Annotated in this window: 11 protein-coding genes and 6 pseudogenes; 5 read left to right on the top strand and 12 right to left on the bottom strand. The window is 58.2% G+C overall.

Features of this window, described 5'->3' with window-relative positions; all coding sequences use genetic code 11:
• Positions 1 to 248: 248 nt before the first annotated feature.
• Positions 249 to 1,198 (bottom strand): annotated as a pseudogene (locus FXB40_RS41565) (IS110 family RNA-guided transposase); the annotation flags it as partial.
• 226 nt (positions 1,199 to 1,424) lie between these two features.
• Positions 1,425 to 2,674, bottom strand: a pseudogene (locus FXB40_RS41560) (serine hydrolase domain-containing protein).
• Between the two features lie 326 nt (positions 2,675 to 3,000).
• Between FXB40_RS41560 and FXB40_RS50605 the strand changes: the two are divergent.
• Positions 3,001 to 4,120: pseudogene (locus FXB40_RS50605) on the top strand (transposase); the annotation flags it as partial.
• Between the two features lie 239 nt (positions 4,121 to 4,359).
• Positions 4,360 to 5,408, top strand: a pseudogene (locus tag FXB40_RS41550) (patatin-like phospholipase family protein).
• Between the two features lie 61 nt (positions 5,409 to 5,469).
• Here FXB40_RS41550 and urtA read toward each other — a convergent pair.
• The 4 genes and pseudogenes from urtA to FXB40_RS41535 form a co-directional block, all read right to left on the bottom strand.
• Positions 5,470 to 6,757: pseudogene (gene urtA, locus FXB40_RS41545) on the bottom strand (urea ABC transporter substrate-binding protein).
• On the bottom strand, positions 6,754 to 8,199 hold the full coding sequence (locus FXB40_RS41540) for an adenylate/guanylate cyclase domain-containing protein (RefSeq protein ID WP_187437499.1): 1,446 nt from the start codon (positions 8,197 to 8,199) through the stop codon (positions 6,754 to 6,756). Before FXB40_RS41540 ends, urtA begins: the two are co-directional and overlap by 4 nt.
• The gene (locus tag FXB40_RS48440; protein ID WP_187437498.1) at positions 8,094 to 8,651 is read right to left on the bottom strand and encodes a hypothetical protein; all 558 of its coding nucleotides are present in this window, start codon (positions 8,649 to 8,651) and stop codon (positions 8,094 to 8,096) included. Before FXB40_RS48440 ends, FXB40_RS41540 begins: the two co-directional genes overlap by 106 nt.
• Before the next feature lie 380 nt (positions 8,652 to 9,031).
• Positions 9,032 to 9,544 carry an NAD(P)/FAD-dependent oxidoreductase gene (locus FXB40_RS41535; protein WP_148778051.1) on the bottom strand — a complete coding sequence of 171 codons (513 nt, stop codon included), beginning with the start codon at positions 9,542 to 9,544 and terminating at the stop codon, positions 9,032 to 9,034.
• Positions 9,545 to 9,597: 53 nt separating this feature from the next.
• Here FXB40_RS41535 and FXB40_RS49595 point away from each other — a divergent pair.
• Positions 9,598 to 9,777: pseudogene (locus FXB40_RS49595) on the top strand (SUMF1/EgtB/PvdO family nonheme iron enzyme); the annotation flags it as partial.
• A gap of 183 nt (positions 9,778 to 9,960) precedes the next feature.
• On the opposite strand, the gene FXB40_RS41525 reads toward FXB40_RS49595, so the two are convergent.
• The 4 genes from FXB40_RS41525 to FXB40_RS41510 form a co-directional block, all read right to left on the bottom strand.
• Positions 9,961 to 13,314: an adenylate/guanylate cyclase domain-containing protein gene (locus FXB40_RS41525; RefSeq protein ID WP_148778050.1), complete on the bottom strand. Its 3,354-nt coding sequence runs from the start codon at positions 13,312 to 13,314 to the stop codon at positions 9,961 to 9,963.
• Between the two features lie 696 nt (positions 13,315 to 14,010).
• Positions 14,011 to 15,480 carry an arylsulfatase gene (locus FXB40_RS41520; protein ID WP_148778049.1) on the bottom strand — a complete coding sequence of 490 codons (1,470 nt, stop codon included), beginning with the start codon at positions 15,478 to 15,480 and terminating at the stop codon, positions 14,011 to 14,013.
• A gap of 539 nt (positions 15,481 to 16,019) precedes the next feature.
• Complete coding sequence (locus tag FXB40_RS41515; RefSeq protein ID WP_148778048.1) at positions 16,020 to 16,454, bottom strand: hypothetical protein; 435 nt, start codon at positions 16,452 to 16,454, stop codon at positions 16,020 to 16,022.
• A 62-nt stretch (positions 16,455 to 16,516) separates the two neighbouring features.
• Positions 16,517 to 17,287 (bottom strand): LssY C-terminal domain-containing protein, encoded by a 771-nt coding sequence (locus tag FXB40_RS41510; RefSeq protein WP_246208273.1) that lies wholly within the window; start codon positions 17,285 to 17,287, stop codon positions 16,517 to 16,519.
• Between the two features lie 344 nt (positions 17,288 to 17,631).
• Between FXB40_RS41510 and FXB40_RS41505 the strand changes: the two genes are divergently transcribed.
• Together FXB40_RS41505 and FXB40_RS41500 are read left to right on the top strand one after the other, a co-directional pair.
• A complete protein-coding gene (locus FXB40_RS41505) occupies positions 17,632 to 18,642 on the top strand; it encodes an HAD family hydrolase (RefSeq protein ID WP_148778046.1) in 1,011 nt (336 codons plus the stop codon).
• Between the two features lie 217 nt (positions 18,643 to 18,859).
• Positions 18,860 to 19,876, top strand: a complete 1,017-nt coding sequence (locus FXB40_RS41500; RefSeq protein WP_187437497.1) for a helix-turn-helix domain-containing protein — start codon at positions 18,860 to 18,862, stop codon at positions 19,874 to 19,876.
• A 78-nt stretch (positions 19,877 to 19,954) separates the two neighbouring features.
• Here FXB40_RS41500 and FXB40_RS50600 read toward each other — a convergent pair whose 3' ends face one another.
• Both FXB40_RS50600 and FXB40_RS41495 read right to left on the bottom strand, forming a co-directional pair.
• A complete protein-coding gene (locus FXB40_RS50600; RefSeq protein ID WP_430648181.1) occupies positions 19,955 to 20,242 on the bottom strand; it encodes a GCG_CRPN prefix-to-repeats domain-containing protein in 288 nt (95 codons plus the stop codon).
• A gap of 229 nt (positions 20,243 to 20,471) precedes the next feature.
• Positions 20,472 to 20,873, bottom strand: coding sequence for a hypothetical protein (locus tag FXB40_RS41495; protein WP_148778044.1), 402 nt, complete (start codon positions 20,871 to 20,873; stop codon positions 20,472 to 20,474).
• Between the last annotated feature and the right edge of the window lie 289 nt (positions 20,874 to 21,162).

Raw genomic sequence — 21,162 nt, 5'->3', positions numbered from 1 at the left:
GCCATGTGTTCCGCCTGTTTACGCGGTTCACATGACCGCTGGCCATAATGCCCTCCGCGGATCAGGTCAATACTTCGCATTCGAGGATGCTATGGCCCATGTGGGTTGTCCTGATCGCCGGATCGACCGGCACTGCATTACTTGTGTTCGCCTTCCCAACCGTTACGTCACGCCGGGCTTTCCCGTGTGATCTCATTGACGCCGCGAGAGCGGCGGGTTGCTTGTAGCGTTCGTTCCGGGCCATCATGCCGGGCGAGTTTGTTGGCGAGTGCGATAGCGGCAACCTTGGCGGGGCGCCGGGCCAACAATCGAGTGAGCCAGGGCCGATGATCGGTGCCATGGATCTTGGCATACCGGATGACGGCGAGCGCGCCAGCCGTGAACAGGCTGTACAAATAGCGATCGCCTTGTTTGCCGATACTGCCAAGCTTGTCCTTGCCCCCGCTCGCGTTCTGCTTCGGCACGAGTCCCACCCAGGCCGAGAATTCCCGTCCCGATCGGAAAGCCTTGGGATCCGCAATGCTGGCGACCAAGGCTGTTGCCAACGCCGGCCCGACGCCGGGGATCGCGTCCAGCAGTTTGCTCGTCGCGCTTGATCGATGCCAGGCGATGATGCGTCGGTCGAACTCCAGGATTTGAGCCTTCAATGCCCGCAACTGACTGCCGAGAGCACACGCAGCGACCTCGGCGACCCGGGGGTCGGCTGTATCGGCGACGACTTCCAGCAGTTGCTCGACACCCCTGCGCCCGACAGGGGCGACAATCCCGAACTCGGCGAGATAGGCCGCGGATTGAGTTGATCACGGCCGTCTGCTGGCGGATGAAGAGATGGCGCGCTCGGTGAAGCATCAGACAGCTCTGTTGCTCGGCCGTCCTGGTCGGCACGAACCGCATATTGGGTCGCGTGACCCCCTCGCAAATCGCCTCCGCGTCGGTGCTGTCGTTTTCCTGCCGCTTGACGTAGGGCTTCACGTAGGCCGGAGGCATCAATCGCACCGTATGCCCCAACCCCTGCAGCTCGCGGGACCAATGGTGCGATGAAGCGCAAGCTTCGACATGGCGGCAGCTTCTGGAAAAACGCCAGGACGTACCGGCGCCGCAACTGACGGTGTACGACCACCTGGCCGGCTGCATCAACGCCATGCACTTGAAAGACCGACTTCGCGATATCCAGGCCGACTGTCGAAATTGACTGCATAGGCTGCTCCTCCGAATCGTAGGAGCCTCAAACGGCTCCCATTCCTTGGCACTCTCGTGCCGGTGGAGGAGCCGTCCACAGCATCAATACCGGACTCATTCAATGCAAAGCGATCACCTCGCCGGCGCGGCCAAGGAGTGACGCGGGCAACTCGAGGTAGGAGCTGAATGCATTGCGGGCTAACGCAATCGCGATTGGTCCCTGAAGTCGATCAAGCTTTGGCAGCCTACCTCACCATCGCATTGAAAATCAGCGGCGCCAGCTCCGTCTCGATCCGCCCGCGGTGCGATGGTGACTGCATCATGCAGATCGCGAACAGATCGTCATTCGGGTCAACAAAGAAAAAGGTGCCGGCCACGCCATCCCATCCATATATGCCTGGCGGCCACGGCCTCTTCGGCTGCGGCGATGTGAGCACGGCAACGCCCAATCCGAATCCGGCGTGGACTGCCAGAAAATAGACATTGGCGGGTGCGATTCCGCTCCCGGGACCGATTTGGTCCGACGTCATCAGGGCCACCGTCTCCGGTTTCAGATAGCGTCGTCCGTCAAGCGTGCCGCCATTCAGGAGCATCTGCACAAAGCGCGCGTAGTCGCCGGTCGTCCCTACCATTCCGGCACCACCGGATTCCCAGCGCCTATGCACCATCGGTCCCTGATTCCAGCAATGGGCGGGTCTATCAGATCATCCGGCAGGAACTGGGCGACCAACGGGCGCTTCGCCTCGTCCGCGACAAAAAACGCGGTATGGCTCATGCCAAGGGGATCCAGCAGCCGCTCCTTCTCGAACTGAAACAGCGATTGTCCCGAAACCACCTCGATCACCCTCCCGAGCACATCAACGGAATGGCTATAGGTCCATGTCGTGCCCGGCTGCTCGCCGAGCGGCAGGTTCGCCAGGCGCGCAGCGAACTCGGCGTTGTCAAAATCGCCGCCGTAAAGGTCGGCCTGCCGATAGAGTTTTTGCACGGGGCCGTCGCCGTAAAACCCGTAGGTGATACCGGATGTTTGTCGCATCAGATCGAGTACGGTGATCGGGCGCTTGAGCGGTTCCAGCGTAAACACTGGCTTTCCAGTCGCGTCGGGCGTTTCCACGCCGACCTTTACGTCGGCAAAGGCCGGAATGTATTTGGAGAGGGGGTCATCGAGCGACAGCTTGCCGTCGTCCACCAGCATCAGCACGGCAACCGATGTGATAGGCTTCGACATCGAATAGAACCGAAAGATGGTGTCATCCGTCATCGGTACCTTGGTTGCGACGTCGCGCAGGCCGAATTTCTCATAATAGACTGGCTTTCCGTGCTGCTGGATCAAAAAGATCGCGCCGGGAATTTTACCGATCGCGATCTCATGTCGTAGATAATCACCGATCCGCTGAAGGCCCGGTTGCGAAAAGCGTCGTGCGGCCGGCGTATCTCCAAACGTGGCGTTCAAACTTGCAGCAACGACCGCGGCGACGAGCGCGAACGCCACCACCTTGCCGCCACCTTGATTCGTTGGCCGGCTCGCGTCAAACTTTCAAAATAGGCCGAGGTACCGCGTGACGAGGATGTGCTAAACATGTGAGCCTCGCCACAATGGCCCTGTGTCGAGCCGCCGTTATTGCGGTTGCGAACGAGCCTGCTGCTGCTTTTCGCGCTCAGCAACTGAGATCGCTCTGGAAATTATCTGTTCCGAGCTGGCGTTTATCCAGCTTGAACCGATTAGTCTCAGCGCACAACCTCCCGCGCAGAATGCGGGCGAAATCGCTGCAAGCCATCTGGCACGCTCTGTGACTCCAGTCACAGTATGCAGTTGCGCCAAATTTTGCTTACCGGTGGTTCTGCCGGCTCAGTCTCCGCGGATCACTCGACGTTCTCCAAGAACAGGCACGGCCGCTTCAGGCAGAGCGATCTCTTCCGACGCGTGTTCGAGAGCGAGTTGCGCCGCTGCATGAGGAGCGGCTGGTCGGTGGTTTGCAGTCGATGCGAGCTTGATCAAGGCCGACGCCAATCGGCAGAAGAGCACCGAGAGCGACAAGGGACTTCCGCCGGCGGCTGCCGGACGAGCCATCGATGAGTATCCAACTGTCCTCGATGATGCAGCCTTCGGAGCAGCGACCGAGGTTACCCCGAAGTTTGTGTCGCCCTCCGACCCGGCGGCGCGCTGGACGGGGGCGCACGGCGGCCAAGCTTTTTTGCCTACTCGACGAACTACCTGATCGACATCGAGAACGCGATCATCTTCGGTGTTGAGGCGACGACGGCAATCCGGCAGGCGCAGGCATTGGCCACCAAGCGCATGATGGAGCGCTCGCTGGAGCGGTTTGACCTCTATCCGAGCCGGCTCATCGGTGACAGCAGCTACGGCTCGGCCGAGATGCTCGCCTGGCTGGTCTACGCGCATGGCATCGGGCCGCATGTTACAGTCTCCGACAAATCGGCTCGCACAGACGGGATCTTCTCGCGCGACGACTTGACCTATGACCATGCCAGGGACGTCTATCGTTGCCCCAGTGGCAAAGTTCTTCTACGACCGGAACGCTGGTGAATGATGGTGCCACCATGGGTTACCTCGCCAGCAAGCGCGATTGTGATCGCTGCGCATTGAAGTCCCGACCCCAAGCAGGCCTCACGGCGGGTACCGCGCTCAATCTACGAGGGCGCTCGCGACATGGCACGCCGGATCGCAAGATCCGTGGGAGGGCCGAACTTCGGGTCGGCTCCGCAAGAAGATCGAGATGTTGTTCGCGCACCTCAAGCGCAAAAGGTATTCATGAATAACGACAGGAATATTCGCAGGTGCATTTCCCACATCAAACTCGACCGTTTACGTTTGCGAGGTCCAAACGGCGCGCCTGACGAGTTCACCCTTGCAGCCACCGCCCAGAACCTCCGCATGATGGCCAAGCTGATTAAGATGCCAACCCCAAGGCTCGCATAAGAACTGTTGAGCCATCCTTCGGCCGCGTCGGCGCTCGCGCCATTACAACAAACTACTTCCGGCCTTTCAACGGAATCGGCCAGATTCGGAAGTGCGGCGTTCTGATACGAAGCGGCAGCCATTTGCCGTTTTTGCATAGGCGGAGGAAAGACTATGCCGTAGGTTCTCGCGGCGACATGCATGCGGGCGACCAGGGTCGCGGTTCGGCAATGGCTACTTCAGAGCGGAAATCAGCGGAAATGCTCGAGGCAGCTGGGAGAGCCGGCCACGAACCGGTATCCTCCAGGACCATCAATCTGGCTCTCCAAGGGGGCGGAGCGCACGGTGCGTTTACCTGGGGTGTACTCGACCGACTCCTGGACGAGAAAGGTCTTGCCTTCGAGGGGCTCAGTGCAACCAGCGCCGGAGCGATGAATGCGGCGGTCTTTGCCTATGGGCTTGCGATCGGCGGTCGCGAAGGAGCACGCAAAGCGCTTACCAACTATTGGAAGCGCGTCAGCGATGCGGCCAGGTCGGGGCCGTTGCAGCCAAGTTTTATCGACCAAATGCTGGGGGATCACAAGCTGAACTGGTCGCCTGTTTTCTCCCTTATGGGGTTCGTGACACGCGTCCTATCGCCATATGAGTTCAACCCTTCAGACTATAACCCGCTTCGTGAAGTGGTCGAGCAATCGATCGATTTTAACGTGTTGGGGCGCCCGGACTGCCCGGTCAAGCTCTTCCTCTCTGCGACGAACGTTCGTACTGGCAAGGTGAAGGTCTTCGCCGGAAAGGAAATTTCAATCTCTGCCGTGATGGCTTCGGCATGTCTTCCCACGATGTTTCACGCGGTCGAGATCGACGGCGAAGCTTATTGGGACGGTGGTTATATGGGAAACCCGGCGCTCTTCCCGCTGATCTACGACTGCAAGAGCACCGACATTGTCATCGTTCATATCAATCCGCTGTTTCGTAATGAGGTGCCGCGCACCGCTGTCGATATTTTGAACCGCATCAACGAGATCAGCTTCAATTCGTCGCTGATGCGGGAGATGCGGGCGGTCAGTTTCGTCACCAATCTTGTCACGCAAAACGCCTCGTCGAAGGGCTGAAACATGTGCTGATCCACAGCATCGCCGACGACGAATTCATGGGTGCGCTTAGTCCCACAAGCAAGTACAACGCCGATTGGGACTTTCTCGTTTTTCTTCGCGACCAGGCGCGAAAATGTGCAGGCGACTGGCTCGCGAAACACTTCGTCAAACTGGGTGTCGAGTCGTCGGTAGACATCCATAAATTCTACCTCTGAATCTGATAGAAGGTCGTGATCGTTGTCGCTTGATGTCTGGTAGCCCGAAAACGCCGAGACGTCACCATTCCTTGAAGGTCGGCTCGACGCACCCCCCGCAGACCCAGGGAAAGGTCCAATCAGCCGTACGCTTGGCGCTTTCGGGGAGGTACTTGCTCCAGGCATCAGCGCGGACCGGATTGATTGACTGCCAAATAACGCCAAAGGTCCCCGAAGAATTTATTTTGCCAATCATCACTGGCTTGGAAAGATGATGATTGGTGTTCATCACAACTTCGAAGCCGCTCGGCGCCTTGATTCTTTGACCGTACATGGCCTGGCGGACCGCATCGACATCAGTGGTGCGAGCTTGGACAACGGCTTGCGCCCACATCCTGAAGCCAATGAACGTGGCTTCCATCGGGTCATTTGTAGTTTTCTCTCGTTGCTCGTTGAAGTCCGCCCACATCTTGATGAACGCTTCGTTTTCTGGTGACTTGATCGACTGGTAGTAATTCCAGGCCGCCAGGTGCCCGACGGGGAAGATATCACCACCGAGCAATTCGCGGTCACCAATCGAGAACGCCATGACTGGAATTACCTTGGCATCTACGTGTTGGGCTGCGAGTTCCCTATAGAAGTACGTGTTTGCATCTCCGTTGATTTTGATATGACCGCGGTCTTTTTTCCCTGCGAGCCGATGGCTCTGATCCGCTCGACGATTCCTCGCCATTCGGAGTAGCCGAACGGCGTATAAATCGTCGTGATATCCTCTGGCGATACGCCCTCGGCGTCAAATACGCGCTCAAGAACCGGTTTGTTGTGCGCGGATAAACGTAGTCAGTGCCAAGCAGAAACCACCTGCGAACTTCGCCTCCTTCCTTGCTCATCAGATATCGAACCGCCGGAATTGCCTGCTGATTGGGCGTGGCTCCCGTGTAGAAGATGTTGCGAGAGCTCTCTTCGCCCTCGTATTGCACGGGGTAGAAGAGCAGGCCGTTCAACTGCTCGAAGATTGGCAGAACGGATTTGCGGGAGGCGGAAGTCCAGCAGCCGAACACGACTGCGACCTTTTCCTTCGTGAGCAATTCCCGGGCTTTTTCGGCAAAGGCATCCCAATCGGACGCCGGGTCAACGACCACCGGTTCCAATTTCCGCCCGAGCAGCCCACCTTTCCTGTTCTGGTGGGCTACCAGCATCAGAACCGTGTCCTTAAGTACTCACTCGCTGATTGCCATGGTGCCGGACAGAGAATGCAAAATGCCGATTTTGATAGTGGCTTCGTCTGCGCGAACCGTCGGACCGGCGAGCACGAACCGCAAGACGAGCAATCCAAGAACGACAACTCGCAGGACCGAAGCTGATTTCATGTCAATGCCCCGACGAGCTCGAAAACGCGTGTTTCCCTGGTCATGCCCTTGGCCAGGACCGACTCCAAAGCTCTGAACTGGAAACAATGTTGAGCCCGCAAATAGACGCCTTCGCTCACAAGGATATTGGTCCCAAACTGCTTGTTCAGGCCTTCGAGGCGCGCTGCCAGATTTACCGTATTGCCAAGGGCTGTGTAGTTCATGCGCTCCGTCGACCCGAGATTGCCGACGACGGCATCTCCGACGTGAATGCCAAAGCGCGTGAAGAATGGCTTTAAACCTTCAGTTTCAAACTGGGAGTTGAGCCTGTCACACGCCGCTCTGCCCACAAGGGCCGCCCGGCAGGCCCGCTCAACGTGGTTAGGCTGCGGATTGGGTGCGTTCCAGAACACCATCATCGCATCACCAATGAATTTGTCGACCGTTCCGCCTTCGGCGAGGAACGCCTCTGTAAGCACGGAGAAATAACGTGACATCTGGTGCATGAGAACATCAGGGTCCGCGGACTCGGCGATCGACGTGAAATCCCGGACGTCGGTGAAAACGACGGTAATCTCCTCTCGGACTCCGCCAAGCTCGGTGGAGATGGAATTATCGATGATTCCCCGGACGATTTCCTTGGGGATAAAGTGCGCGAATGACCATATCGCGCGCTGCGCGAGTTCCATGGCGCCGCCAAGTTCGTGAATTTCCTTAATGCGCGATGCGACTGGCGAGGGGTCAGGCGCAGCCAGCGTCTGAAGCTTAACCGCCTGAGCCGTTATGTTTTTCAAGGCTCGCGACATTCCGCTGCCAAATATCCAAACGACGGGAATGAAGGCAGCGCCAGCGATAGTTGCGAGCATTAGTCCGGTAAACTGCAGGCTCCGAACATTTTGAGCAAAGTCATCCTGGACCGCCAGCAGCAAAATGTTGGCGGTGTACTCCTCGCCCAGAGTGAATTGTGCCATCCTGAACAGATAGTCCCGGCCCCGGTCGTCGCGGTTGCTACCCTCATAGCGGTCGCGACCAAGCGACGCTCGTAAGGCTGTCGCCACGACCCCGGTTTTGATCTCCTTGACGTTTGGCAATTGTCGTTGGGATGGATGTGTCATCGCATCGACAACGAACTGCGCAAAATCGGGATGGGCTATGAGCGAACCCATTGAGTCGAAAATCAGGACGATGCCGTGCTCCCCGGGCCGTTGCGCCTGGACGAAATCGCTGAAGGTGTCGAGCTTGAGATCGGCGGCAAGGACGCCAGGCACTTTCCCTCGCAAGGGTGCGCTTATCGTGATCACGGGTGCACCGATGCTAAACGCAAGGTACGGCGACGAGACCAGCGGACGGTCGGCTTTCATCGTCTCGCGATACCAGGGCCGCTTGCGCGCGTCGTATTCGTATTTCCATAGATCAAGCTGTCCGACTTCGTTGCCTTGCCGATCTTCAAAGATTCGTCGCACTGGAAGTTCGCCACTCTGCGCAGGCGGATCAAATTGATCGCAACGATGGCCCCAGGCGTCGCACGAAGCCTCTCGCGTTGCTCATCGTTGAGATCGCCAATGCGCCGCACCTGCAACCAGGCGCCATTTTCGAAACCGGCATAGATACCGTCCATTTGGGGCAGTTCCTGCAGTGCGACCTTGAACAGTGGGATCGCGGGGCCGGTCTCGGTTCTTTCATTTGAATCGGTCACGCTGGAACTGGTCGCCAGCACATGCGCCAACGAGGCTATCGCGGTGATCTCCGTCTGAAGACGTCCCAAGGCCTTCGAGCTGGTTGCGTCCATATAGGCGGACGCAGCTTCCTTCGTTGCCCAACGAAGCGTTCGGACCTGAATGGTGATCAGCAAAACAGCAAGAGCGACGATAAAAGCCATCACAGCGAAGGTGAGTGAGGTTCGAAATGTCAACATTCCGCGCGCGCTCCTCAGTCGCTAAGGGTGCAGCCGCTCGTCGCTGCGCAACTTGCGGATGATGACCATGAGAAGTCACGCATCACGGTCTCAATGCGGTCCATAATAAATTCAGTCGATCCTGCCGGCTATGCGGTTTCGGCAAATGAGCAACGGTGATCGCAGCTTGACGCAAGCACAGCCTGAGATGCGATTGCAGCGAACCGCCCAGCACTAGCGCGGGCGCAGACCCCGGCCGTGGCACCGGCAGGCGGCAGGAAGCGAACATTATCCTTATAGTCTCCGGCGACTTCGATTACGGCGATGCGGGCGCTACTTGGGAGGTGAAGCCTCGCGGAATCTCGCGCGCCGGGGCAACCGCATCGGACGGCCGCAACAGGTCAGGACAGCGCCTTGCTGGCGCGGCTTCCGACCATGCCCGATTGGTAGAGTGCCGCATACTCCGGATCGAGTTTGTATTTTAGGTCCCGCGCTGCCATAAGGATGATCGCCGAATGGGCCGGGAACGCGAGTTCTAGGTCAGCTACCTGCTCCACCGTCAGTCCCCCGGCCATGATCGTGGCCATCAGCTGCACAGTTTCTACGGCACGTTCGCCGACGATATACGCGCCCAGAAACTTGTGTCTCCTGCGGTCCGCGATCATCTTGCAGAAGCCAGCTGTGCGGTCGTCGACAATCGCGCGAGTCAGATCCTCGCACCAGATGACAGAGGTTTCATAATCGATTCCGGCGTCGGAGCATTGCGATTGACGCATACCGATCGCACCGTATTCCGGATCGGTGAAGCTGCCGGTAGGTACCAATGTATGCGCAACTTTCTTAGTCTCGGCGTTGGTCACAGCGTTGACCGCAGCGACGTGGCCTTCATGCGTCGCGCCGGAAACTAGCATCATCTGTCCAGTTACGTCCCCCGGAGGCGCGAGCGGCTGACCGGAAAGCGCGAGCTATCGACCCTTGCCAGCCGAACATTAGGATCCCCCGCAAGGTGCTCAAGGGCGTTCGCATCTCTGTGCGGCGAACTACTCCCGCCGCTACCGTGCCCGGCCGCGCGGCACGCCGAGGCAGTGGTACCTCGACCAGTTATGTCGGATTCCGCTGCGTGAAGAGGACACCAAATCCGGGATAATCATCAGTCCTCAATATCAAGAAAGAGCCGAAAGTGCCCGGCGACAATGAAGACAAGAGACAAAGACGCACTCCGCGGAGCACGGTGCCCCCGGCCGCCACAACAATGATTGGCTGAGCAGCCCGCCGCACTGGACGCTTCGTTGATGTCGAAGGGTAATCAGCAACCGCCGTTGATGGTCTACTAAGCAAGTTCGCTAAGAAAATCTTTCGCCTCTTGCAAATCGCGCGATAGAAAACCCCCGGCGAACCAGCCATAGATCGGAGCTAGAAGTCCACGGGCCTTGTCGTACTCGCCTCGATCTTTCCAAAGACGCGCCAGACTATTCGCTGCCCGCAGTTCCCAGGATTTTGCTCCTTGCTCGCGCGCAATCGCGAGCGATCTAGCAAAATGTGCTTCTGCTTCCATGGTATCAGACTTGGCCGAGAGCAATGCGATTTCGCCGGCCAGACGATTGACCTCCGGCTCGAACAATTTTTCCTTTGACGTTTTGATCGCTGTCATGGCCTCGTCGATCCAGCGCCGGGCCTCTTCAGGGTGACCCGATACGATGCAGGATTTCGCCAACCACGATGACCAGTACGGCATCCACAGCGTCGATCCTGTGGCGCGCAAGGCGCCAATCCCGAACGTGATCGTTCGCTCAGCGTCCGATGGCCTGCCGTTCAGCGAAAATGCGACACCCTGCAGCAAGACGCCGAAGGCTTTCCAAAGCGCGCTGCCTTTTCCGTCCGCCAACAACACAAGTTCATTCGCTTGGCTGTTTGCTATCTCGTCATTTCCGCAGAAGATATGGATCATCGACGTGTACAGCAGCGCCGGCATCAAGGTCGTCACCAGGCCGATTTCGCGCGCATCTTTCATCGCTTGATCGCAGTCGGCAAGCGCTGCCTCGGGGTAGCCTAGCATCCATAGCGGCAACGCTCGCTGAAACAGGATGCCAATGCCGATGTCTTGACCAAACCGGGTCGCCAGTGGCCTGTGCTCAACGGGATTGTAAAGCCGCCTAGCTTCTTCGAGGTTTGCGCGCCCCGCAGCGAGGTCGCCGGTATGGGACAATGAAATACCCATGAGGCGACGCCCTACCATGAGCGAGACGGTGTTCGGCTGCTTCTCCGCGGCCTGCAAACACTCCGCAGCACGCTCCCGCACTGCATCGCCATCGAACGTGTTGTAGCTCGCGACCCAAAGACCATAGAGAACGGAGAGCAACAAAAGCGGATCGTGCAAAGGCTCTCCGAGAGCTTCCACTTCCTCGATCAGTGCGCGCGCCTGATGGAGGGATGTTCTCGTCTCAGGCGCTGCATAACCCTTGACGTGCATCAGAGCGTTCGAATGGGCCACCTGAAGCTTGATCCGTTCGCGCCTGAGCATGGGAGTTGATGGCAGGCTGACGATTTGGCCTAATGCTCGCGCAAGCTGCTCGGAAGCCTCGACCACCGCCGAGCGCTCTAGCGAACGTTGACCCGCCGTTCCCCAATATCGCGCGGCTTTCTCGATCTGCCCGGCATCGGTGCAGTGGCGCGCCAAAATCTCTGGTTGACGCTCGACTGCATCGGCAAACCGGGTTTCGAGCACGTCAGCGATTCTGGCGTGCAATCTCTGACCATGCTCATGCAGCAGCGTACTGTAGGCGGCGTCCTGCACCAGCGCGTGCTTGAACAGGTAGTTCGCATGCGGTGCGACGCCCTGCCTGGACAGCAGTCCGGCTGCGATCAAGCGATGCAATCCGGTCTCCAGTTCCATCGGCGCTTTGCCGCCCACCGCCTCGATCAGTGCGTGCGAGAATTCGCGGCCGAGAGCCGCGCCGATCTGAGCCAAATCCTTCGCCGGGCCCAATCGGTCAAGACGCGCCATAAGGGAGGCATGTAAGGTTGCCGGAATTTGAAGTCGCGGCGATGGAATGAGGGCCGCCGTCTTTCGGGCTTCTTCCTCGCTACCGGCTTCCAGCACTGCTTTCGTCAATTCCTCGACGAAGAGCGGAATGCCGTCGGCCCGCTCGATCATATCCTGGCGAACGCCGGCCGGCAGCGGACGATTGCCGACGATGCCGTCAATGATGGCGTCGACATCGCGGCGATTCAGGCGATTGATGGTCAAGGCGGTCACATGCGGAAGGCCAAGCCAGGGCGGCTGGAATTCCGGCCGACACGTCACGACCAGCAGCACTGGCAGCGCCACGATCCGCTCGAGGATACGACCTACCAGCTCCAGGCTTGTAGGATCGATCCAGTGCGCATCTTCAAAGACCATCAGCACTGGCTCGGAGCGGGAGAGCGCCTCGATCTGTCCTAAAAGCGCCTCTAGAGTCCTTTTCCGACGCTCCTGCGGATCATAGGACAGCGGCGGGTAGCGCCCATCATTGGGAAGCGACAGGAGACCAGCGAGCAATGCGCAGTCACCGGGCGAAGTCGGGCTCCGCGCCAACAGATCATCGAGCTTGTCCAACTTCGATGTTGCGTCGTCGTCGTGTTTGAGTTCGGCCGCACGTTCCAACTGACCTATGATGGGATACAGCGCACTGTCGGTGTGGCGGGGGGAGCAAAAGCAACGAAGACGCGCATGCGGTTCTTCGCCGATCTGCTTCAGGAACGCCGTGGTCAACCGGGATTTGCCGATTCCTGCCTCTCCGGAGAGCAGGACGACTTGTCCTTCGCCCTCCTTCGCTCTCGACCAGCGTCGCAGGAGTAGCTCCTTTTCCTCCTCTCTCCCGACAATGGTCGACAGCTCGGAGGCGTGAAATGCCTCAAAGTGTCCTTCCACCGCGGCAGGCCGCAGCGCGGCCCAGACTTGCACGGATCCCGCAATTCCCTTCAACTCCTGAAAGCCAAGGTCCTTCAACTCGAATAAATTGCCGACCAGTCTTCTCGTGGCTTCCGCGATCACCACCATGTTCGGTTCCGCAAGACCCTGCAGTCGCGCGGCGAGGTTAGGTGTCTCGCCAACTATTCCCCGCTCCTGCGCCTCTCCCGATCCGACGAGATCGCCGACCACAACCAACCCGGTGGCGATGCCGACCCTGGTCTGCAAGTCCTTATCGGTCATAAGTTTCGAGACTTCCGACACTAGTTCCAGCGCCGACCTCACCGACCTCTCGGCGTCATCCTCATGAGCCTCCGGATAGCCGAAATAGACCAGTACACCATCGCCCATGTACTTCGCGACGAAACCACCGAATCGCTGGACTGCATCGGTTACGCACTTCTGATAGGCCGAGATGAGCTTGCGCAAGTCCTCCGGATCCATTCGCGTAGACAGCACGGTTGAGCCCACCAGATCGCTGAACATCACCGTAACGTGACGTCGCTCCGCCGAGTTAGTAGCGAGCGTGGCGGCAGAGATGGTGTCGGCTGAAAATTCCTTGGGAAGCGCCGCGATGGCTTTCGTGAGCTTGACGCGCGCACCCAGCGTAAGGCCCATTTCACGCAGGTGATCGTCCGTCAGGTCTCGCAGAACGGTTTCGTCGATATCGTTTTCGCGGAACGCGGCTTCGAAGCGTTCGAGGCCAAGGCTCCGCAACCAAATCGCAAGATCCATACGACGCCTCCGAGGCGGGCTACCGCTCGCACCTTACTCCTTGGGATTGCGTCGCGACAGCTTGGTCGGCCGCCTCCATGTCCGATGATCACTTGTGCGATGCATCGTGTGGTCGGGACGCTCTCGCCTTCCAGGCTTATGAAGCCTCAACGGCTGGGGATATCGGCGTCATATTCAGAGTCACGGCCGGTCGAGCCGGCCACTCACGTGTGCCCCCCGGCAAGAAGCCCCCGGGTCATCCCGGCCCCAAACCCGTACAAGCATATCGGCTGCAGTCTTGGTAGACACTCCGACACTCGAAGGAGGGCAACTGGTTCAGATGACGACAGTCGCGGTAACGTGCGCGACAGGCATTTATGCATTGCTGTTTACCCGTCCGCGCGGCTGTCAAAGCGGAATCGGCATCGCGCGCATTCAGTTTTCCGACACCCAAGGACAGGGAAACTCCTAGGAATAGACAGATGATCGCCAACGACTGCCTGGTGTATCTCATGGCCAATTTCCTTTAGGATCGTCGCATTATGCGGCCAGCCGCATCGCGTAGTGTGGCAGCTACGTAGAGGGCGTCGGCGCTGGGGCGTCAAAATCCGCTCGCCTCCGGCGCGGTCCATTTCCGCGATGAACTCCCCGTTATTCCTCGGCAGGCCTGGCGACTGTCTCGGCATGCGTATTGGGATGATCTAGTCCTCGAGGAGGTCACCGCGACGGCGGCGTGTAGGGGTCGGAGGTGCCGAGTTTGATCGGAGGGTACATCTTGAAGCTCTCCTCCAACCCGCCGATGATTTTCATCGCCGGATCAGCGACCCACGAGTTGTAAGCGGCCACATCCCGCTCTTCTTTTCTGTCGGTAAGCAGATTGATGACCTTTGGCAAAGGCAATTTCTGTGGCGGCGCATACATATTCTCCTGCCAGACCAAGTGCACTTTCCAGTTACGCCATTTCACGGCGGAGAGCCGGTCGGCGACGTAGGCGGGAAAGCCCTCGCGGTTGGAAGCCTCCTGCTTGCCGAAGAAAAAGTCGAGCTGATCCACGCCATCAATCGGACGGTCCTTCGGAACGTCTGCGCCGCCGACGTGGGCGATTGTCGTGAAGAGGTCGACGATGTGAACGATCTCGTTGCTCACACGGCCCGCGGGCACCTTGCCCGGCCACCGAATGATGAAGGGGGCGCGCAGCGAGCCCTCCATCGCGGTGAAGTAGGTCCCGCGCCAGGGCCCGTTATCACCCTCCCAGGGGTTGGTGGCTTCCGGGCCATTGTCGCTCGTGAAAATGACGAGCGTATCGTCTTCAACGCCGGCCTGCTTGATGGCATCCAGAACCTGACCGGTTCGGTAGTCCATTTCGGCGAGGCAGTCCGCCCAATCGCCGTTGCCGGTCTTGCCGGCGAACTCGAGATTCGGCAGCGTCGGCATGTGCACCAGCGAAAATGGAACGTAGGCAAAGAACGGCTTGCCGGCGCTTGCGTTACGTTTGATGAAATCGACGGCGCGCCTAGTGATCTCGGCTTCCATGGTCCGTCGATTGTCGACATTGAGAGTCGCGACAACCCGGGGTGTCTCACCGCTGCGCGCTTCGTAAATCGGCTCGGGCTCGACCAACCTGGCGCTCCAGCCCTGCTTGTCGCCGACCGATGGCCACATGCTCCGGGTCTCGTCCAGCGACGGCCACATCGCCTCGTCGTAAGTGCGCGGGATGCCATACCACTCGTCGAATCCTCGATTGGTCGGCAGCCGGGCCTGAGCGCTGCCGAGATGCCACTTGCCCCACATGCCGGTGGCGTAGCCTTGCCCCGACAACAACTGAGCGATCGTGACTTCCCACTGGGTCAATCCGTCGGGGACGCCGCCGATGGGGACTTCGTAGGTGCCGGAGCGGATCGCGAAGCGGCCGGTCATGAGCGCGGAACGGGACGGGGTGCATTGCGCCTCGACGTTGAAGTTGAGCAGGCGCGTCCCCTCACCGGCAAGTGCGTCGATACGCGGTGTGGCCGCACCGCGAAGCAGGCCACCGCCGTAAACGCCCAATTCCCCATAGCCCAGATTGTCCATGAGCATGACGACAACATTGGGCTTCCTTGGCTGTTGCGCCAACACTGGCGAAAAGGCAACTGTCACCCCGACAAGCGACGCCAACGAACCGAATTTGATGCCTTCGATCATACTCATCCTTCGCTCTGTTCTTGAACCGGGTTACCTGACCGACTGAATCATCCGCTCAGATTTGGCCGGGCTGGGCAGGCGGGCTTGGCCAGTCTGATCGCAGGTCGGTTGGATTCCGACGGTCAAACAAATCCTGTCGCAGGATGAATTGGCCCTTCCTGCTGACGCTCGGCAATGGCTTGCGGTACGCATCGTGAGCGATCACGACCGGGCGGCGAGGGGCCTCGGCTGAAGCGAATGTCGGGAGCATCGCTGCAACGACGAAAAGTATGTTGAGCTTGCCACGCCTGGTCATGGGAATTATCTCCGCGGGGCGCTTTGTCGGTCTCTGCGCCGATATTCGCCCGGAGGTGTCTAAGAGGCTATGCGATTCCGGCACGGAAGAAAAAATGCCTGCGGTGATCGTCAGCATGGATGGTGCCCACCCCGAGCCGCCGTCGCATCAGGGAACGATATACGTCAATGCGCGAACGATCTCGACAAGCTTTCCAGGTTCTGCGGGCTGACGTGTATTAACCCATGCCGCGGCGCATCGATGTCGGCAATCAGGCCGCAGCCGGTCCTCGGACTGCAGCCCAGAGGTCGGCCTCCTCTTGACTGATCCGTTCGTCTATTCGTGTTCGGTGCGCGTCATCGGCATTGATAAAGAACAGAATCAGTTGCTTTGTGTAATCGCTCAGAAGCGCCCGCCCCTTGCGGCATCTGCCGGTGGCACAAAGTCGGCACGCAATATCGGTTCCGATCGCATTGGCTTCGACCTCCATGAAATTTTTGCGTTGATCGTAACGGTTGGTCGCCATCGAGAAGCTGAAGCTAATAATCAAGGCGAGCAGCGTCAGGGACGCTGCAAGGACGAGGCTCAAATCGTCCTTCTGCTCGTCGCTCATGATAGAATGGCGCCTGCGCAGCCGGGCGCTTGTCAATGAAGCAAGTGACAGCGACACAAAGGCCACTGCGAAATAATGTGTCAGGCTTTCCATGAATGGTTTGCCTCTTCGTACGGACGGGAAAGGGATGCTTCTTATAGAGCAACGGATTTATCTTACTGCGCGATGACGGAACTGACGCTGTGCCAGACCCGATCCTTAAGAGCGATCGGCGGTGGTGCTGGCAGAGTTACTGGCGGATCGATTCTCTTGGTGCCATCGACGACAAGACGTGCGACGTCGATTTCTCCATCGGTATAGTAAGGATCGCCCTCGCCATTCCGCGCGAACAAGGTTGGCCCTATTCCTGATATCGTGAAAAAAGCCTCGACCATACCAGCAGCGCGCAAGTCATGCATCAGCAAGTCGCGTTCGGCGTCAATATCTGGGCCGATGTGATGGGTGACCTGCCCGGTGTCGTGGCTGAGCCCAACTCCCCGGTCGAACGTTATCGATCCGAGCCAAACCGGTCGGTCACTCGCTCCCTTTTCAAGGACCTGCCATAAGCGAACATGGTGTCGGCGATCAGCACTGGTACCAATTGGTTTTTCGAACGCGAGCTCTTGCTTTTTTCCATCGTAAAAAAGCGGGCTGACCGGCGCGTCGTGGTACGGTCGATCGAATACGACGCTGCCAATGATGTCGATGCTTGTCCGCAAGGTAATCGCGTCTGCGGGAAACCATTCGGCAGCGTGCATCGCGCGGGTGATGTCTTCCTTGTCCCCGACCAACCCCACATTAAGCGCATCGCCCGGAATTCCGTCAGCGGTACGTGTCACCATGGACATATTGGCAAGACCGGGTTCGTGCTCATGGTGGGTCCACAATGTTGGCGCCAGGACATAAGCGAGCAAGACATAGGCGATTGCAGTGGCCCCGAGACCCATGAGCCATCGTCGACCTCTCGCAGACAAATTCATCCAACTGTTCCCCGCGGCCTTTCAAAGACAGAGCTTCTGCCGCGACATGGGGTGCCAGTAGGCAAGCATCACTGCCCCAATATGGCGAGCTGACGTTACCCTTCTAAATAGCGACCAATGTGCAGACTATGCAAAAACGGCCAGAACCATCCAAAAATCGAGGGACGCTGGCCTGTTCGTCACGCGGATGACGAGATCCCTGTCGTTCGATCGTCGGGCCAAATCTGCCGGAATTGCATAGACGCTATCGGCCCATTCGTTAAAGCTTCGCTTTCGGCGGGTTCACATGGTGTAGCGCCTGGAGTTAGGCAATGAAGTGCAAATCTCTGAGCCTGATAGCTGCCAGAATCCTTGGGCTGGCGCTGGGTTTGATCTGGTCATTTTCTGCGCTCGCCCAAGTCGATCCTTTGCCTTCATGGAATGCCACGCCGACAAAGCAAGCCATCGTCGAATTCGTGGGCCGCGTCACTAAAGTCGGCGGGCCTGATTTTGTGGCACCCACGGAACGGATCGCGACGTTCGATAATGATGGCACACTTTGGGTTGAGCAGCCGATGTATGTCCAATTGGCTTTTGCACTCGATCGGGTGAGGGCAATGGCGCCTCTGCATCCTGACTGGGCGTACATGGAGCCGTTTCAATCGGTCCTAGAGGGTGACGTTAAAGCCTCGGAAGAAATGGATGAGCACGATATCGTTCAATTGATCATGATGACCCATGCCGGCATGACCAACGATGAATTCTCAAAGATCGTGACGGACTGGCTCACTACGGCACGCGATCCGCGCTTCAAGCGGCCCTATACCGAATTGGTCTATCAACCGATGCTCGAATTGCTCTCCTACCTGCGGGCAAACGGTTTCAAAACCTTCATTGTGTCGGGTGGCGGTGTCGAGTTCATGCGTCCATGGACCGAGAAAGTATACGGTGTTGGTCCTGAGCAGGTGATTGGATCGTCGATCAAGACCGAATTCCGGGTGCGGGATGGTATCCCCACTCTATTCCGGGTGCCGTATTTGAATTTCATCGACGACAAGGCCGGCAAGCCGGCTGGCATTAACGAGGCCATCGGCCGCCGTCCGATTGCCGCGTTCGGAAACTCTGACGGCGATCTCGAGATGCTTCAGTGGACGACTATCAGCGACGGCGTGCGCTTCGGGGCTATCGTTCATCACACGGACGCCGAGCGCGAATATGCCTACGATCGGCAGTCCCATTTCGGACGTCTCGACGTTGCATTGGATGCGGCCGTTACCAACAGGTGGACTGTGATCGACATGAAGAAGGATTGGAAAGTGATCTTTCCGTTCGATTCGCATTAAGTTTTGGCAAGCCGGTTGGCAGGCATAGATGATGCTCTCCGTACGCCGACAACTTTTTGGACCGCGCGATCCTTGAGATAGATCAAGCCCCGCCCACATCCAGTACGTGCAAACTGACATCATGCAGTTAGGTAGTGATTGGGAATCCCATTTGACGGGCCCCTGTTTTTTCACGACCGGTAGATCGTTGTTGTCGGTAAATCATGGAGGAAGAGTAATGCCTTGGAGCAGGGTACTTAGCTTTACTGACTCCATTTCGTATCAGGCGGCATTTGAATCGATTGATATCGAGCTACTTCCTGCGGTGAAAGGCAAATTCCACGCCGAATTGACGCAAGTCGGCATGAACAAGCTATGGGTTCACGCGGCACATGAGGATCTGCCGCGCATCTGCACAGGCGCGGTCAAGCCACGTCGTGCCGCCTTCGGCTTTCTTACCAGGGCAAATCAGCCGGCCATGCAGCATTGTGGCATGCAGGTCTTGCCTGGCGACATTGTCATCAACGATACCGATTTGATGTTTCGGCGCACCGAACCCGACTGCGATTGGGGGGCGATGTCGCTGTCGAGTGATGATTTCGAAGCTCTCTACAACGCGGTAACCGGCCACGAGTTTGCCGCACTAGCCCGGAAGCATCCCGTAAGACCACCTTCCGAACTTATGTCCCGGCTGCTGAACCTTCACGCAATGACTGTTCAACTTGCCAGAACTGCGCCCGACATTCTTTCTTTCCCCAGCGTAATCCGTGCGTTGGAGGAGGACATCATCCTTGTCATGGTCCGGTGCCTCACCGAGGGCCAAACGCAGAAAATGACTACGGGAGGTCAACGTCACGACCTGATCATGGCTCGGTTCGAGGAATTTCTTGAGTGCCATCCTGACCGTCCATTATACCTGACGGAAATTTGCGCGGCGATCGGCGTAGCCGAGCGAACCCTGCGGGCCGCCTGTGAAGCACAACTGGGGATGGCACCGATCCGCTTTCTTTCGATGCGGAGATTCCACCTTGTCCGTCGCGCTCTTCGGCAGGCGGACCCCTCGAAGACGACCGTCACCCGAATTGCAATCGATCACGGTTTCTGGGAACTTGGGCGTTTCTCGGTGGCCTATCGAGCTCTGTTTGACGAGTCGCCGTCGGAGTCGCTGCGTCGGTCCTGTGACAATACCTTGAAGGAATCCGACATCACCCGTCGGCACAATTGTGCGTTACCGGTGATCAGTCTGAGCTGCTGAGGATCTCCGCTTGCAGAGCCGCGATCCCGCGAGGATCGCGGCACGCGCCGGTCGCTGGATGAGATTGCTCAAGGACCTTTAACTGAGGGTGAGCCTTGGGTTCGACGCCACCATCGCGGCGGTGTCTGTGCGACGTCTCTCGCGTTGGATCTGGAGATTATGGAGCGGGGACGCAGCGGTTGTCGGGAGCGTAATAGTAATATCCGTGGGGATAACGACGCATGGTGCGACGGCAACGGGAGGCGCTACGACCACAGGCGCGATGTAGCCATACAGTACGCCATTCGGAACGCAGGCGCCCCAAGGATTGCGATGAAAGCCGAGGCCGCAGAAGTCGCGCACCTGAACGATATCGGCCGTCGACATTTGAGAAGCCGGCGAAGCGCGAAAAGCTTGGGTGCGCTAAATGGAAAAGCCGCAGAAATCAGGCCTCAGGCCAAAATTGAAGCTGTCTTCACCATTGTTTTCGCTCTCCAGCGACGTTGATTTGCACGGTTCACGATTATGAGGTAGCGCGCCATGCAGGGCAGACGCATGGATAGATTCGGCCACAAGTCGGGAGATTTTGCCTTGAGCGAGGCAGCCGTCGAATCAATCACATCGCGCAGCGCGAATAGCTCAGAGTGAATTCTGGCATTCCCGGAAAAATTCGAGCGATGGTGTTCCCGTCGATTATTTTCGCGCTGAATTGAACATTCGATGTCATGATGTCATCTGCACACTTGGCGATCATATGAATGACGTTGCCGTCTTCCTTTCGCCTATTGATGGTACAGGTCTGCATCTGCCCTCGAATCCTGTCTCCGTCCAGGATGAACCCCCCGCCGTACTGGTCGGAGTCCTGCCTAAAGGAAATGGCGCCATCCTTCTTCATGAAAACCTGGCTGCAGGAGGATGGGGAAGTGGCCCAGGCGCCATTTATTTCGAGCGCGCTCGCTGGAATCCCGAGGGCAATCCAACAGAGCACCAGCGTCGAAATGAATCTTATGGGTTTCATCTGTTTCTCCCGCGTTGCCATGTCGGGCCATTGGGCATCATATTGATGACGCACTATGGAGGATCGCCGGAATCTCGCTATGCAATTTCGGCAAGGGGGAGTTGGAGTTGAGCCGTTCGAGACATTTGTCGGAGAACCATTGTGCTTAGATTCTACTGCTGATGTTCTAGGCAGGCGGTCCGAAAGTTCGCTGTAAGAGAACATTATCGGCGTGCCCGAGATGCGGCATCGCGCGACGTCAGCGCGTTACCTAGGCGCCTGGGATTGGGCGTCATTGTCCGAGAGGACA

It is taken from the genome of Bradyrhizobium rifense, from assembly GCF_008123425.1.
Classification (GTDB): Bacteria; Pseudomonadota; Alphaproteobacteria; order Rhizobiales; family Xanthobacteraceae; genus Bradyrhizobium; species Bradyrhizobium rifense.
Note: the sequence above shows the minus strand (reverse complement) of the source record. Positions and strands in the feature narration are given on the sequence as shown.